Annotated in this window: 13 protein-coding genes; 8 read left to right on the top strand and 5 right to left on the bottom strand. The window is 71.3% G+C overall.

The genetic code is table 11. The features are described from left to right. The first annotated feature begins 27 nt into the window (after positions 1–27). From qcrC to qcrB, 3 genes are read left to right on the top strand one after another with little or no spacing between them, the layout of a single operon-like run. A complete protein-coding gene (qcrC, locus tag ACQPZW_RS07710; protein WP_433794138.1) occupies positions 28–876 on the top strand; it encodes a cytochrome bc1 complex diheme cytochrome c subunit in 849 nt (282 codons plus the stop codon). Next, entirely contained in the window at positions 873–1,973 is a 1,101-nt protein-coding gene (gene qcrA, locus ACQPZW_RS07715; RefSeq protein ID WP_433794139.1) for a cytochrome bc1 complex Rieske iron-sulfur subunit, read from the top strand. Before qcrC ends, qcrA begins: the two co-directional genes overlap by 4 nt. Beyond that, positions 1,970–3,571, top strand: a complete 1,602-nt coding sequence (gene qcrB / locus ACQPZW_RS07720; protein WP_433794140.1) for a cytochrome bc1 complex cytochrome b subunit — start codon at positions 1,970–1,972, stop codon at positions 3,569–3,571. Before qcrA ends, qcrB begins: the two co-directional genes overlap by 4 nt. A 350-nt stretch (positions 3,572–3,921) precedes the next feature. Here the strand turns inward: qcrB and ACQPZW_RS07725 are convergent, their stop codons facing one another. From ACQPZW_RS07725 to ACQPZW_RS07745, 5 genes are all read right to left on the bottom strand, one after another. Then, positions 3,922–4,209 (bottom strand): Lrp/AsnC family transcriptional regulator, encoded by a 288-nt coding sequence (locus ACQPZW_RS07725; RefSeq protein WP_433794141.1) that lies wholly within the window; start codon positions 4,207–4,209, stop codon positions 3,922–3,924. A 111-nt stretch (positions 4,210–4,320) separates the two neighbouring features. Continuing rightward, positions 4,321–5,157, bottom strand: coding sequence for a sugar phosphate nucleotidyltransferase (locus tag ACQPZW_RS07730; protein ID WP_433794142.1), 837 nt, complete (start codon positions 5,155–5,157; stop codon positions 4,321–4,323). Next, entirely contained in the window at positions 5,154–5,741 is a 588-nt protein-coding gene (locus ACQPZW_RS07735; RefSeq protein WP_433794143.1) for an NUDIX domain-containing protein, read from the bottom strand. Before ACQPZW_RS07735 ends, ACQPZW_RS07730 begins: the two co-directional genes overlap by 4 nt. Before the next feature lie 31 nt (positions 5,742–5,772). After that, a complete protein-coding gene (locus ACQPZW_RS07740; protein ID WP_433794144.1) occupies positions 5,773–7,557 on the bottom strand; it encodes a RelA/SpoT family protein in 1,785 nt (594 codons plus the stop codon). 146 nt (positions 7,558–7,703) lie between these two features. Further along, entirely contained in the window at positions 7,704–9,503 is a 1,800-nt protein-coding gene (locus tag ACQPZW_RS07745; protein ID WP_433794145.1) for a DEDD exonuclease domain-containing protein, read from the bottom strand. Positions 9,504–9,609: 106 nt separating this feature from the next. Between ACQPZW_RS07745 and ACQPZW_RS07750 the strand changes: the two genes are divergently transcribed. The 5 genes from ACQPZW_RS07750 (at position 9,610) to ACQPZW_RS07770 (ending at position 14,323) form a co-directional block, all read left to right on the top strand. Then, on the top strand, positions 9,610–11,028 hold the full coding sequence (locus tag ACQPZW_RS07750; protein ID WP_433794146.1) for an NYN domain-containing protein: 1,419 nt from the start codon (positions 9,610–9,612) through the stop codon (positions 11,026–11,028). A 94-nt stretch (positions 11,029–11,122) separates the two neighbouring features. Beyond that, positions 11,123–11,344, top strand: coding sequence for a hypothetical protein (locus ACQPZW_RS07755; RefSeq protein WP_433794147.1), 222 nt, complete (start codon positions 11,123–11,125; stop codon positions 11,342–11,344). A gap of 174 nt (positions 11,345–11,518) precedes the next feature. Further along, the gene (locus ACQPZW_RS07760) at positions 11,519–12,775 is read left to right on the top strand and encodes a M48 family metallopeptidase (protein WP_433794148.1); all 1,257 of its coding nucleotides are present in this window, start codon (positions 11,519–11,521) and stop codon (positions 12,773–12,775) included. A 70-nt stretch (positions 12,776–12,845) separates the two neighbouring features. Continuing rightward, a complete protein-coding gene (locus ACQPZW_RS07765; protein WP_433794149.1) occupies positions 12,846–13,973 on the top strand; it encodes a glycosyltransferase family 4 protein in 1,128 nt (375 codons plus the stop codon). A gap of 224 nt (positions 13,974–14,197) precedes the next feature. Next, on the top strand, positions 14,198–14,323 hold the full coding sequence (locus tag ACQPZW_RS07770; RefSeq protein WP_433794150.1) for a hypothetical protein: 126 nt from the start codon (positions 14,198–14,200) through the stop codon (positions 14,321–14,323). Positions 14,324–14,448 lie beyond the last annotated feature (125 nt).

The following is a 14,448-nucleotide window of genomic DNA, read 5'->3' on the forward strand; positions in this document are numbered from 1 at the left end:
AGGATCGAACCCCAAGGGACATAGCCCATGACTTCTGACACCCCCGCCCGCAGGCGCGCCCGGGTGTTCTCCCGGCGGCGCGGCGTGCCCAGCCGGGCACGCCGGCGGCTCGGCGCGGCGGCGCGCATGCTCGCCGCGCTGGTGCTGGCCGGCGGCGTCTACACCGCATTCACACCGGGCGCGTTCGCCGAGGACAACGTTCAGCTCTCCGCTGTCGCACGAGAGGGCAAGGCGCTCTACGACACCAGCTGCATCAGCTGCCACGGCCGTGACGGCCAGGGTGTCACCGAGCGTGGGCCGAGCCTGATCGGCGTCGGCTCGGCCTCGGTGGAGTTCCAGGTGGGGACCGGCCGTATGCCGATGACCCGCCAGGAGGCTCAGGCCGAGGAGAAGCCGCGCCAGTTCGACGACGCGCAGACCGAGCAGCTCGGGCAGTACATCCAGGAGCTCGGCGGTGGCCCGGAGGTCCCCGACGGCCCCCTGACGGCGAACATCGAGTCCGACCCGGACGCGCTGGCCCGCGGTGGTGAGCTGTTCCGCGTCAACTGCACCTCCTGCCACGGCTTCGGCGGCGGCGGCGGCGCGCTCTCCTCGGGCAAGTTCGCCCCGAGCCTGGGCGAGGCCTCGGCCGAGCACCTCTACGCGGCCATGCTCACCGGCCCGCAGAACATGCCGGTCTTCGGCGACAACCAGCTCACGCCGGAGCAGAAGAAGCAGATCATCACCTACATCTCGGTCCAGCTGCAGGAGGACAAGGACCCGGGCGGCCTGTTCAACCTCGGCCGGTACGGTCCGTCGACCGAGGGCATGGCGATCTTCCTGGTCGGCATCACGCTCCTGGTCTTCACGTCGCTCTGGATTGCGGGGAAGTCATGACGGCGGTTCATCACGGCGAGACCGGCACGCCGGTCGACGTCAACGATCCGCACCTGACGCGGTTCGACATCGTCAAGGAAGGCCTCCGGCGCGACGACATCGAGATCGTCACGTACGAGTCGCACTTCCACGGGCAGAACTCGAAGGCGGAGCGGCGGGTCGTCCGCAACATCGCCTTCCTGCTCCTGCTCTCCGGCCTGTTCACCGCGGCGTTCCTGGTCTTCTACATCGTGTGGCCGTGGGAGTTCAAGCTCGGCCACACGATGAGCGACTACTACACCCCGATCCTGGGCATCACGCTCGGCCTGGGTCTGCTGGCGCTCGGGTTCGCGATCCTCGCCTGGGCCAAGAAGCTGCTGCCGCACGAGCTGTCCATCCAGCAGCGGCACGGCGACCCGTCCTCCGACGAGGAGCGCCTGATCACCGGGCAGACCATGATGTATGTGGCGGACGAGCTGGGTGTCGCGCGCCGGCCGCTGCTGAAGGGCGCGATCGCCATCGGCGCCGCGCCGCTCGGCCTGGCCGCCGCCGCTCCGCTGGTCGGTGGCCTGATCCAGGACCCGCACAAGGGCCCGCACCCGATGATGTACACCACCGGGTTCCACCCCTCGAACAACGGTGACAAGCTGGTCCGCCTCACCCGTGAGGACGGCACCCCGATCCGCCCCGAGGACGTGAGTGCCGGCGGCCAGATGACCGTCTACCCGGGCATCCCGCACGGCGCCACCAACCACTACGCCGACTCGCCGACGCTGCTCATCCACCTGCGGGCGGACGACGCGGCGGAGACCCGCAAGAACGCCGAGGCCGACAAGAACGGCCGCAACGTGGGTTCGATGTGGGGCAACTACGTCGCGTACTCCAAGATCTGCACGCACGCGGGCTGCCCCGCCAGCCTCTACGAGCAGCAGACCAACCGTCTCCTCTGCCCTTGCCACCAGTCGCAGTTCCTCATCACGAACAATGCGCAGCCGGTTTTCGGTCCCGCGACTCGTCGCCTGCCGATGCTCCCGCTTACAGTGGACGAGGAAGGTTTCTTCGTGGCGGCGGAAGACTACAAGGACGTCGTCGGACCTGACTTCTGGGAGCGGCCGTGAAGCGCCGAAAGATCGACCTCGCAGAGGCCCCTAAGACTTTCGCCAAGGGGGTGGACGACCGGTTCCAGGCTGCCACTCCGCTGCGCGGCCTACTGAACAAGGTCTTCCCCGACCACTGGTCGTTCCTGCTCGGCGAGATCGCCCTCTTCTCATTCATCGTGCTGCTGCTCAGCGGCGTGTTCCTCACCCTCTTCTTCGACCCGTCGATGAAGGAGGTCCCGTACGACGGCTCGTACCTCGCGCTCAAGGGCACGATGATGTCCGCGGCGTACGAGTCCTCGCTGAACCTGTCGTTCGAGGTCCGCGGTGGCCTCTTCATGCGGCAGATGCACCACTGGGCGGCCCTGCTGTTCATGGCGTCGATCATCGTGCACATGGCGCGCGTCTTCTTCACCGGCGCGTTCCGTAAGCCGCGCGAGATCAACTGGGTGATCGGCGTCCTGCTGTTCCTGCTCGGGTTCTTCGCCGGCTTCACCGGCTACTCGCTCCCCGACGACGGCCTCTCCGGCACCGGTCTCCGCATCGCCTCGGCGATCATGCTGACTCTCCCGGTCATCGGCACCTGGCTCTCCGCCGCCATCTTCGGCGGCGAGTTCCCCGGCGAGCTGATCATCGGCCGCTTCTACATCGCGCACGTGCTGCTCATCCCGGGCATCCTGCTCGGCCTGATCGCCGCCCACCTGGGCATCGTGTTCAAGCAGAAGCACACGCAGTGGCCCGGCCCGCTGCGGACCAACGAGAACGTCGTGGGCGAGCGGATGTTCCCGCGCTACGCGATGAAGCAGGGCGGCTTCTTCATGGCCGTCTTCGGCGTCATCGCCCTGATGGCCGGCCTGTTCCAGATCAACCCGATCTGGCTCTTCGGGCCGTACCGCGCGGCCGAGGTCTCCTCCGCCTCCCAGCCCGACTTCTACGTCATGTTCATGGACGGCCTGGTCCGTCTCATGCCGAACTGGCAGATCTACATCGGCAACTACAGCCTCCCGCCGATGTTCTGGCCCGCCGTGGTCGGCCTCGGGGCACTGTTCACGCTCCCCATGGCCTACCCGTGGCTGGAGGCGCGCAAGCTCAAGGACAAGCGCAGCCACCACCTGCTGGAGCGGCCGCGTGACAACCCGGAGCGCGTCGGCATCGGCATGATGGCGCTGACGTTCTTCATCGTCGCCACCATCTCCGGCGGCAACGACGTCATCGCCGACAAGTTCCACATCAGCCTCAACGCGATGACGTGGGCCGGCCGTATCGGTCTCGTCCTGCTGCCGCCGCTGGCCTACTACATCGCCGTCCGCATCTGCCTCGGTCTGCAGCAGCACGACCGTCAGGTGCTGGCGCACGGCGTGGAGACCGGCATCATCAAGCGTCTGCCGAACGGCAAGTTCATCGAGGTCCACCAGCCTCTCGGCCCGGTCGACGACCACGGCCACCCGATCCCGCTGGAGTACGCCGGCTGGGTCGTGCCGAAGAAGATGAACCGTCTCGGTGCGCTCGCTCCGGCCATCAAGGGGTTCTTCTACCCGGTGGAGAAGCCCGCCGAGATCCCGGTTTCGCCGGCTGTCGGTGGTAGTGCCAAGCGTGAGGAGATCAAGTCCGGGCGTTGATCCGGTCTTGTACTTCGGGGCCCGTCGGATTCGATCCGGCGGGCCCTTCTGGTTCTCAGGCCAGGGTCACGGTCACGGTCACGTCAGGCGGTTCGGCATCGGGCGGTTCGGTATCGGGGGCGCAGATGCCGCTGCTGTTCGACGCGGCCGGTGAGCTCGATGCGGTCGCCGTCGGAGGTCAGCAGGGTCACGTCGTACCGGGCCGTTGACGATCGGTCGCAGCCCGTCATGATGAGGCGCTCCAGGGGTGGCCCGGCAGGTCCACGAAGAGGTTGTGGATCTCGGCGCACCCGCCCAGAAGGCGGGAGTCGTCGGAGCGGTGTTTCGGGAGGCGGGGCTCGGTCCTCGTGTCAGTCGGCGTCCGGCAGGCCGATGGCGAACGCGTCCTCCAGGTCGTGCTTGGAGTAGGCGCGGAACGCCACGAACGTCTCACTGTTGACCACACCGGGAGTCTTCGAGATGCGCCCGGCGATCACCTCGGCGATGTCGTCGAAGCGCGGGACCCGGACGATCGCGATCAGGTCCACCCCACCGGCGACCGAGTAGACCTCGCTGACGCCGTCCAGCGCGGCCAGGGCCTCGGCCACCTCGGGGATGGAGTCGGTCGCGCAGTCGATGTGGACGATCGCGGTGTTCACCGGCGGGCTCCTCGCCTATGAGGACGAATGTGGGTCGCGCCCATGCTATGCCGTCCCGTGCCGCTCCCGCATGCGCCCGTCCCGATCTTCCCGCCGGTGGTGGCGTACCCCTCAGGTGGTTTCGACCGTCAGGCCGGAAGCGGTGCGGATCGCGTCGGTGAGCGACTCGTCCGCGGTGACGTGGGCACCCGCCCAGACGACACAGCGCGTCACGGCGCCCTCGACGACGGTGCCGGCGCCCAGCACCGACTCGACCGCCTTCCCGGAGACCCGGGCGGACGGGTCGGCGAGAACGCCACCCGCCGAGGCGTGCAGATTGGCGGCCAGGTAGTCGGCGGGCGTGCCGGTGTCGAGGTAGTGACCCTCGTAGGCGATGAGCTCCAGCTCGCCGGCGGCTTCGGCGGGACGCCAGACGGTACGGACGAGGTTGCTGTCCACCTCCGCGAGGTCGCGCACGTAACGCCACGGCATCAGCGAGAACCCGGCGAACCGTCGGCCGCTGAACCCGCCGGTGTCGCCGGGGAAGCACGGTTTCGTCAGCATCCGCACCGTCTCGCCGGACCAGCCGTCCAGCAGGGCGGCGATGTCCGCGCCCGGGTCGCGGAACGGGTCGTGCAGGTAGGCGTCGGCGTTGCCGGCCAGCACGCCGCGGCCGTCGATCCACGGGCGCAGCCGGGCGACACCCCCGGACGTGCCGATCGGGCCGTCCGGCTCCACCGACAGATGCGCGCGGTCGCCGACGTGGGCGACCACCTGCTCGGCCAGATACGCCGCGTTCACGGCGACGGCGGCCGGGCCGGACAGGCCCAGTCCGGCGAGGCGGCGCAGCGCGTGGTCGAGCAACGGGAGATTGCCGACCGGGCACAGAGCCTTCGGCACGGTCGCGGTGAGCGGGCGCAGGCGCTGTCCCTCACCGGCGGCCAGCACCACCCCGGCGACTGCGCTCACTGGCCGTCACCCGCCGTCGGAAGATCCGAGGCTGGGAAGGGGACGTGGTAGCGGCCGGCCGGGATCGACGGCGGCAACTCGCCCGCGCGGGGGCCGAGACCGTAGATGCCGAGCAGTCGCGCCGTCGGCCATGTCAGGTCCGGCAGGGCGTCGATCGGGAACCAGCGGGCCTCCAGGACCTCACCGCCGTCCACCGCCAGTGTCGTGCTCGACGCCGGGACGGCCCCGAACCAGACGGTGTCGACCACGCCGCCGTTCGGGTGGACGATCGCGTTCGGATTGCCGGGAGTCAGGTCGCCGGGCTCCACCCGTACCCCCGATTCCTCGAAGAGCTCCCGCGCCGCGCCCACCGCGGGCAGCTCGGCGCGCTTGAGGATGCCGGCCGGAAGGCCCCAGCCGCGGCCCGGCGGCTGGCGCAGCAGAAGGATGCGCCCGGGCTCCGCCGCCTCCGTGTCCCGGATGATCGCCACCGCTCCGACCAGGTATTTCGGGGAGACCAGACGGGCGATGTGGCGGCGCATCGGTAGGGGCAGACCGTAGAAGGCCTGATAGGCGAGCCCGCGGATCTGCCGGTGAATGTTCACGCGGTAAGGCTAACGGGGGACGGCGTGTGGCTCAGTCGGGGTGGTCGACCAGGGCGATGAGCTGCTCGACCACCGCGTCCGGCTCGAGGCTGCGCTCGCAGACGGCGACCAGCAGAGTCTCGAGGTCGGGGTAGCCCAGCTCCTCGGCGAGCCGGCGCAGCGGCACCTCGCTGGCCAGGCCGCGGTCGTGCTTGCGCAGCGTCAGCCCGATCGTGGCGCGGCCCAGGCGCACCTTGTCGGCGATGCTGATGCCCGGCTCGTTCTTCTCGTCGAAATACCGGTTGATCTGCATCTGCGCCTGGCTCGACTTGACGAAGCCCAGCCACTCCTTGCGGGGGCCGCGTGGCGCGTTCGGCTCGACGTCGGTCTGGCCGTCGGTCTCTGAAAAAATCTCCACGACGTCACCGTCGCGGAGAGGGGAGGAGAGCGGAGCGAGGCGCCCGTTGATCGTCGCGGCTAGACACTGGTCACCGTGGCGTGGGCCCAACTCGTACGCCAGGTCGACCGGCGTGGACTGACTGGGCAGCTCGTAGGCGTTGCCGTGGGCGAAGACGGTGATCTGCCCCTCGGCGAGGTCACAGCGCAGCGAGTCGAGGAACTGTGCCGCGTCGGTCGTGTCGCCCTGCCAGTCGAGCACCCGTTTCAGCCAGGTCAGCTGGTCCGCGCCGGGTGGTTCGTCGGACACCTTCGGATATCGGTAGCTCGTGGCGACGCCGTACTCCGAGTAGCGGTGCATCGTCTCTGTCCGGATCAGCACCTCGACCAGCTTGCCCTCCGGGCCCACCACGGTGGTGTGCAGGGAGCGGTAGAGATTGTTCTTCGGGGAGGCGATGAAGTCCTTGAAACGGCCGGCCACCGGGCGCCATCGGCCGTGGATCGCGCCGAGAGCCGCGTAGCAGTCGGTGTCCGGCCCGTCCACCACGACCGCGATCCGGGGCAGGTCGAGCGGCACCGGGTGATTGCCGGCGACCGTGTCCTTCCAGATCGAGTAGTAGTGCCGGGGCCGGGGGTGCACCTCGGCCGTCACCTTCTGCCGGCGCAGCGCGGTCCGGGCCTTGTGCGACACGTCGGCGAGATACTCGTCCCAGCCGGGCCGGTTCTTCACGTGCTCGTCGATGCGGGCGAACGAGTCGGGCTCCAGGTGGTAGAGCACCACGTCGTCGAGGTTGCGCTTGAGGGCCTGGATGCCGAGCCGGTCGCAGAGCGGGACCAGCACGTCGAGGGTGGCCGTCGCGATCCGGGCGCGGCTGGCGTTGGACCGGGCGCCCAGGGTGCGCATGTTGTGCAGCCGGTCGGCCAGCTTGATGATCAGGACCCGGACGTCCTTGCCGGCGGCGACGATCATCTTGCGGATCGTCTCGCCCTCGGCGGCCTTGCCGTAATACGCCTTGTCGAACTTGGTCACCCCGTCGACCAGGTGGGCCACCTCGTTGCCGAAGTCGCCCTGCAGTGCCTCGAGGGTGTAGCTGGTGTCCTCGACCGTGTCGTGCAGCAGGGCGGCGACCAGGGTGGTGGTGTCCATCCCGAGCTCGGCGCAGATCTGCGCGACCGCGAGCGGGTGGGTGATGTAGGGGTCGCCGCTCTTGCGCATCTGACCGCGGTGCATGCTCTCGGCGATCTGATAGCTGCGGCGCAGGATCGCGACGTCGGCCGAGGCGTGGATGCTGCGGTGCGTGCGAGCCAGCTCGGCGACGGGATCGTCGTCGTTGTTCTGGAAGGTCAGCAGCGAGCGTAGGCGCCGGGCGAAGGACGTCTCGGAAGAGCTGGTCGGCAGAGCACGACCGAATGCGGCGCCGTGGCCGGCGTCGACGTCCACCCGGACACCCCCTCACCGATCGTCCACGCCCGATCGGTACGTGGAGTCGCCTCGCGCTTCTCTTCGCAAGCGAATCATCGGAAGGGGCCGGTCGCCAAGCTTCAGGCCCGCAAATGTGACGAATCATTGCGACAGTTGCGCGTGCCTTACAGCCTAAGCGAGCGAGCGTCATCCAAACGGTCAGTTACCGATAGGCGAACGGACGAGTCTTGACCGGATGCCGCCCCTTCCGCCCTGGTGAGGAGGGCGGAGAATCGCGCCGCGCCACGAACCGGTGACACCCAGTCGCCCGCGGTTTCCACCAGGCGGGTGTCGGGCCTCTCCAGCCACGCGAGGATCCGCTCCGTCTCCTCCGCCGTCGCGGCCGGAACCGGGCCCGCGCCCGGCAGCACCGTCTCGGCCGTCAGCCTCGCCGCGTCCAGCGTCGGACGGGGATGCGCCCGCGGTGGCGACGTCGCCGCGGCGGCCAGCCGGCCGTGCCGGACCACCACGATCTCCCAGCCACCCTTGTCGTCCCGGCGGGCGGCCACCAGCTCCGGCAGCCGGGTCACCGCGTCCAGCCGCTGCATCCGGATCAGAGCACGCAGCAGGGCGATCAGACGGGACCGGACGACCGCGGCCTCCTCGTAGCGCTGCTTGTCGGCGAGGGCGTCGATGCGGGCCAGGATCGCGGCGATCACCGGGCCGGGGTCGCCGGTCGTGGCCGTCCGGAAGGGCAGGGCGGCGCGTACGTCGTACTCCTCCGGGGTGATCTCGTGCTCGCACGGCGCCGGGCACCGCCCCAGCTCGGCCAGCGCGCACGCCGGCGTCTTCGAGCGCAGCGAGAGCTTGTGGCTGCACTGTCGCAACGGCACGGCGTCGTAGACGCCGGCGGCGGCCAGCTCGGCCGTCCGCCGCGACGAGAACGGACCCAGATAGGTCGCGCCGTCCTCGGCGAGACGCCGGACGACGGACAGGCGCGGGAAGGCCTCGGCGGTCAGCTTCAGCCAGACGACCCTCTCGGGAAACTTCGAGCGCCGATTGTACGGCGGAGCGTGCGCCGCGATCAGCCGGAGCTCACGCACCTCCGCCTCCAGCGAGTGCGCGCACTCCACCGCCTCCACCCGCACCGCCGCGGTGAGCATCTCGGAGATCCGGGCCCGTTTCTCCCCGGCAGTGAAGTAGCTGCGCACCCGGGTCGCCACGTCCTTCGACGTGCCCACGTAGAGCGGCCGCTCGTCGGCGGCCCGGAAGATGTAGACCCCCGGCACGTGTGGCAGCCCGTCGGCCAGGTGCCGCTGCCGCCGCTGCGCCGGGGTGACCGCCTTCGCGAACTCGATCGCGTCGCCCAGCGTGTGCACCTTGAAGCTGCCCAGCCGCTCGATCAGCCCGTGCAGCACGTCGACGGTCGCCTTCGCGTCGTCGAGCGCCCGGTGGTTGGGCTGCACCGGCGACCGGAAGAAGTGCGCCAGCGTGCCCAGCTTGCGGTTGGGCACCTCGTCGCGGGTCAGCGCCCGCCGGGCCAGCGCCGCCGTGTCGAGCACCCGTGGATGGGGCCACGGGTAGCCGTGCCGGGCGCACGCCGCCTTCAGGAAACCGACGTCGTAGGGCGCGTTGTGCGCCACCAGGACCGCGCCGCGCAGGAACTCCAGCAGGGCCGGCAGCACCGTCTCGATCGGTGGGGCCGGCCGCAGCATCGCCTCGGTGATGCCGGTCAGGACGGTGATGAACGGCGGCAGCGGCTCACCCGGGTTGACCAGCGTCGCGAACTCGCCCAGCCGCTCGCCGGACCGCACCTTGACCGCCCCGATCTCGGTGATCCCACCGCCGTCCGGAGCGCCGCCGGTGGTCTCCAGGTCGAGCACCACGAACGTGGTGTCAGCCAGGGACAGCGCCGCCGGGTCCACCGAGCCGTCGGCGGACAGCAGCGAGTCCAGAGTGCCCTGCACATAGGCCCGATGCGTCACGGGCGGCAACGATAGAGAGGGGGTATGACATCAACCGGGGCCGGGGCGGGAAAAGATCACTTGCTCCGCTGGGCGAATCGGTCGTCGCCGGTGTGAGAATGGGGAGATGTCCGCGCTGTTGAACCCTGATGACCGCCCCGAGGAGGAGGCGGTGCCGGAGGGTGCGGACTTCTCGCCTTCACTGGATCTCGACGGCCTGTCGTCACCGGGCTTCGACCTCAGCCCCGAGCCGGTGCTGCCGGAGGCGGTCCGCCAGCGGATCACCGTGCTCGCCGCCGCGGCCCTGCCCGGGCTCCCGGCCGACGAGATGCCGGTGCCGCTGCGCCGGGTCGCCCGTTTCGCCCCCAACCGCCGGGCCCGTCTCGGCGGTCGTGACATCGCCGCCCAACTCGTCGCCGACCCGCTGTTCCGGCAGCGCATCGGCACCCGGATCATGGCCGACGCGGGTGACCTCGGCGCCGCCGTGACCAGCGGAGTCGCCCCCGCCGCCGCCGATCCGGTCGAGGTGGCCGCGCTGGCCTACCTGGCCCGGCCGGACGGCTGGCGCGAGCTGATCGACGCCGCCGGTGACGCGGTCCGCGCCGAGGCCGACAGCGCCGCCGTGACCGCCCAGGTCCGGGCGGCCGAGCAGCGGGCCGCCCGCGCCGAGCACGACCGGGCCGTCGCCCGGGTCGAGGCCGAGAAGCTCCGCGACGAGCTGGCCCGCGTCCGTGAGGAGCTCGGCCAGCTGCGCGAGGAGGCGCGGACCACGGCGAAGGCCCTGCGTGAGGCGCAGGCCGCGCAGAAACGCGCCACCGACCTGCTGGCGACCGAGAAGGGCCGTGCCGCGCGGGCCACCCTCGACCACGAGGCGGAGGTCCGCCGTCTGCGCTCGCGCCTCTCCGACGCCGAGGCGGCCGCCGCCACCGGGAAACAGGCGGCCAAGGACGCCCGTGCCGTCGACGACGCCCGGCTGTGGCTGCTCCTCGAGACGATCGGCCAGGCCGCGTCCGGGCTGCGCCGGGAGCTCGCCATCGGCCCGGCCGACAAGCTGCCCGCCGATTTCGTCGCCGACACCGCCGCCGACCGTCCCGGCGCGCCCGAGCGGTCCCGGGCCCGCGCCCAGGACACCGACGACCCCGGCCGCCTCGACCAGCTGCTCGCCCTGCCCCGGGCGCACCTGGTCGTCGACGGTTACAACGTCACCAAGCGCGGCTTCGCCGACATGTCCCTCGAGCAGCAGCGCAAACGCCTGATCACCGGCCTCGGCGGGATCGCCGCGCAGACCGGCGACGAGGTCACCGTGGTCTTCGACGGGGCCGAGCGGGTGCACGGGCTGCCGCCGGCGCCGCGCGGGGTCCGGGTGCTCTTCTCCAAGAAGGGCACCACCGCCGACGAGCTGATCCGGCAGCTGGTCCGGGCCGAGCCGCCGGGCCGCCCGGTGGTCGTGGTCTCCTCCGATCGGGAGGTGGCGGACGGTGTCCGCCGGCACGGCGCCTACCCGATGGGCGCGGATTCTCTGCTGCGCCGGCTGTCGCGCTCGTAAAACTGTCATACCCCTCGCTTAGCGTGACTGTCACCGATGGTGGCCGGTCCGTCGCTTGTCCGGGACGGGGCCGACCTCCCGATGAGGAGGGGTAATGATCATCGATTGTGGGCGCTGCGCCGAGCGGAGCGTCGATTGCAACGGGTGCCTGGTCAGCGTTCTGATGGACACCCCCGACGGGATCGCCGACCTGACACCGGGCGAGCTGCGGGCGATCGAGATGTTCGAGCTGGCCGGCTTCGAGGTGGAGCTGCTGGAGACCCCACGTCCGCCGGCCGTCGCGCCGATCTTCAGGCCGGGCCGTGACGTGGCGTGATCATCTTCCGTGCCGGTGGCCGTCTCCGGCAGGTGATGACCGGGATCTCTAGGATGGGCGGTCACGGCCGGCCCGCCCGGCGGCTGTTCCGGGTTCACCCGATGGCCGAGGGGTGCCGGTGAGCACGTTCCGTCGTACCTCTCGGAGGGTCTTGATGTTGGTGGGGGCCCCGCGGTGAGCCCGCGACTGTGGGCGGCCGGCGCGTTCGTCGTGCTCCTGGTGGCCCTGATCGGGTTCGCGGCCGCCACCGTGCCCTGGCATCGCGCCCCCGCGCCCCGCGCCGACCAGCTGGCCGCTCTGGGGCAGCTGCCCGCCGACCAGGTGGCCCGTTCCCGCGCCTTCCACGCCGAGCTGCGTCCCGCCTCCTACGGCGGCATGGTCCTGGGCCTGCTGGTGGCCCTGGCGCTCGGGCTGACCCCGCTCGGCGCGCGCCTGATCGAGCTGGCCGGCCGCCCGTTCGGCGACCACTGGCTGGCCCGGGCGGTCCTCGGCGGTCTCGCCGTCGCCCTGGTCGCCGAGGTGATCAGTCTGCCGCTGGCCGCCTGGCGGCACACCGTCGTGGCGCGGTTCGGCATCTCCACACAGACCTGGGGCGGCTGGTCGGTCGACCTGCTCAAGTCGTTCGGTGTCGGCGCGGTGCTCGGGGCGATCGTGCTGGCCGGCTTCTTCACCGTCACCCACTTCGCGCCCCGCTGGTGGTGGGCGATCGGCGCGGCCGGGGCCGCCGGGCTGGTGGTGCTGCTGTCGTTCGTGCTGCCGGTCGTCGTCGAGCCGGTCTTCAACCGGTTCACCCCGATGGCCGACGGCCCGCTGCGCGCCGAGCTGCTGGCCCTCGCCGAGCGTGACGGCGTGCCGGTCAAGGACGTGCTGGTCGCCGACGCGTCCCGGCGCACCCGGGCGGTCAACGCGTATGTCTCCGGCCTCGGCCCGACCCGCCGCATCGTCGTCTACGACACCATGCTGACCGAGGCCACCCCCGGTGAGATCGTCTCGGTGGCCGCCCACGAGCTGGGCCACGCCAAGGACCAGGACGTGCTGACCGGCACCGTCCTGGGTGCCCTCGGCGCCGCGATCGCGGTGGTCGCCCTCTACCTGCTCGGCTCCTGGCAGTGGCTGCTGCGCCTGGCCGGCGTCGACTCGATCGCCGAGCCCCGTGCCATCGGGCTGCTGCTGGCTGTCACCACGGTGGCCGGCCTGATCTCCGGTCCGGCCCAGTCGTTCGTGTCCCGGCGTGTCGAGGCCCGCGCCGACACCCATGCCCTCACCCTGACCGGCGACGCCGTGACGTTCGAGGCGATGCAGCGCCGCCTCGGCACCGTCAACCTGTCCGACCCCGACCCACCCTCCTGGGAGCACGCCATGTTCGCCTCGCACCCGTCCACCGTGCAGCGCATGGCCGCCGCCCGAGCCTGGGCCAGGGGAGACCGCTGATGCCCTGCCGACCTCTGTCGCCGTCGTTCATCGCGTTCATCGCCTCCCGTGACCTCCGGGGAGACCGCTGATGGGGCGCACGCTGCTCGTCACGAACGACTTTCCGCCGCGGCCCGGTGGGATCCAGCAGTTCGTGCACAATCTGGCGGTCCGGCAGCCGGCCGGGTCCCTCGTGGTCTACTCGTCGACCTGGCGGGGCGCCGCCGAGTTCGACGCCGAGCAGCCCTTCGAGGTGGTGCGGGAGTCCACCGGCCTCCTGCTGCCCACGCCCGCGGTCGCCCGGCGCGCCGCCGAGTTGGCCCGCAGTCACGGCTGTGACAGCGTCCTCTTCGGCGCGGCCGCTCCGCTCGGCCTTCTCGCTCACGGGCTGCGCCGCAACGCCGGGATCGAGCGTGCCGTCGGCATCACCCACGGCCACGAGATCGGCTGGGCCGCGCTGCCCGGCGCCCGGGGCCTGCTCCGGCGGATCGCCCGCGGCACCGACGTCATCACCTACCTCGGCGAGTATCAGCGCACCCGCCTCGACAGGGCCCTGCACGGCCTCACCGACCTGCGGCGGCTGGCCCCGGGCGTCGACGTCGACAAGTTCCATCCCGGCGTGGACGGTTCGGCCGTCCGTGAGCGGCACCGGCTGACCGGCCGCCCGGTGGTCGTCTGTGTCTCCCGCCTGGTCCCGCGCAAGGGCCAGGACATGCTGATCCGTGCCCTCCCGGAGATCCGCCGCCGCGTCCCCGGCGCCGCGTTGCTGCTGGTCAGCGGTGGCCCCTACCGCAAGACCCTGGAGCGGCTGGCCCGCGAGAACAACGTGGAGTGCGACGTGGTCTTCACCGGTTCGGTCCCGTGGGCGGAGCTGCCCGAGCACTACGCGGCCGGCGACGTCTACGCCATGCCCTGCCGCACCCGTGCCGCCGGCCTCGACGTCGAGGGCCTCGGCATCGTCTACCTGGAGGCCTCCGCGACCGGTCTGCCGGTGGTCGGCGGCGATTCGGGCGGCGCTCCCGACGCGGTCCGCGAGGGGGAGACCGGCTACGTGGTCGGTGGGTCCGACGTCCACGCCATCGCCGACCGGGTGTCCGGCCTGCTCGCCGATCCGGCGAAGGCCAAGGCGATGGGCGCGGCCGGCCGGGCCTGGGTCGAGGCCGAGTGGCGGTGGGAGGCCCAGGCCGCCCGCCTCACCGATCTGCTGACCGCCCGCTGAGGCGCGGCGGTCGCCCGGCGCCGCCCCGAGCAGGCCCGGCCGCCCCGAGCAGGCCCGGCAGGCCCGGCGGTCGTTCGGCAGGCCCGGCGGTCGTTCGGCGCTGCTCCAGCGGGCCCCGCGGTGGCTCGGTGGCCGCCTCAGCAGGCTCGGCGCCATCACCCGCCGTGTCTGTCCCCTCTGGCCCCGGCCCGGTCCGCCGGGCTGATCGGCGACCGCGGTGAATCGTGAGAGGGTTTCCGAAGCCACCCGCCCGCACGACGATCAAGACCGTCGGCGCCGGCGGCGTCAACCCGGTCGACGAACGGAAACAGAAACTGAACAGGCGGGTCACCATCAGGGTCCGCTACTGATCGACGGAACCGCCACACGGGCAGGCTTCGACCGGCACACGGTCGGAGCCTGCCCGCGTGAATGCGTGAATGAGCGGGCGAGCGGCTGGACGGCCCGGCCCCTGCGGCGTAGGAACGGAGGCGGG

Origin of the sequence: Actinoplanes sp. CA-252034, from assembly GCF_050956125.1 — a bacterium.
Classification (GTDB): Bacteria; Actinomycetota; Actinomycetes; order Mycobacteriales; family Micromonosporaceae; genus Actinoplanes.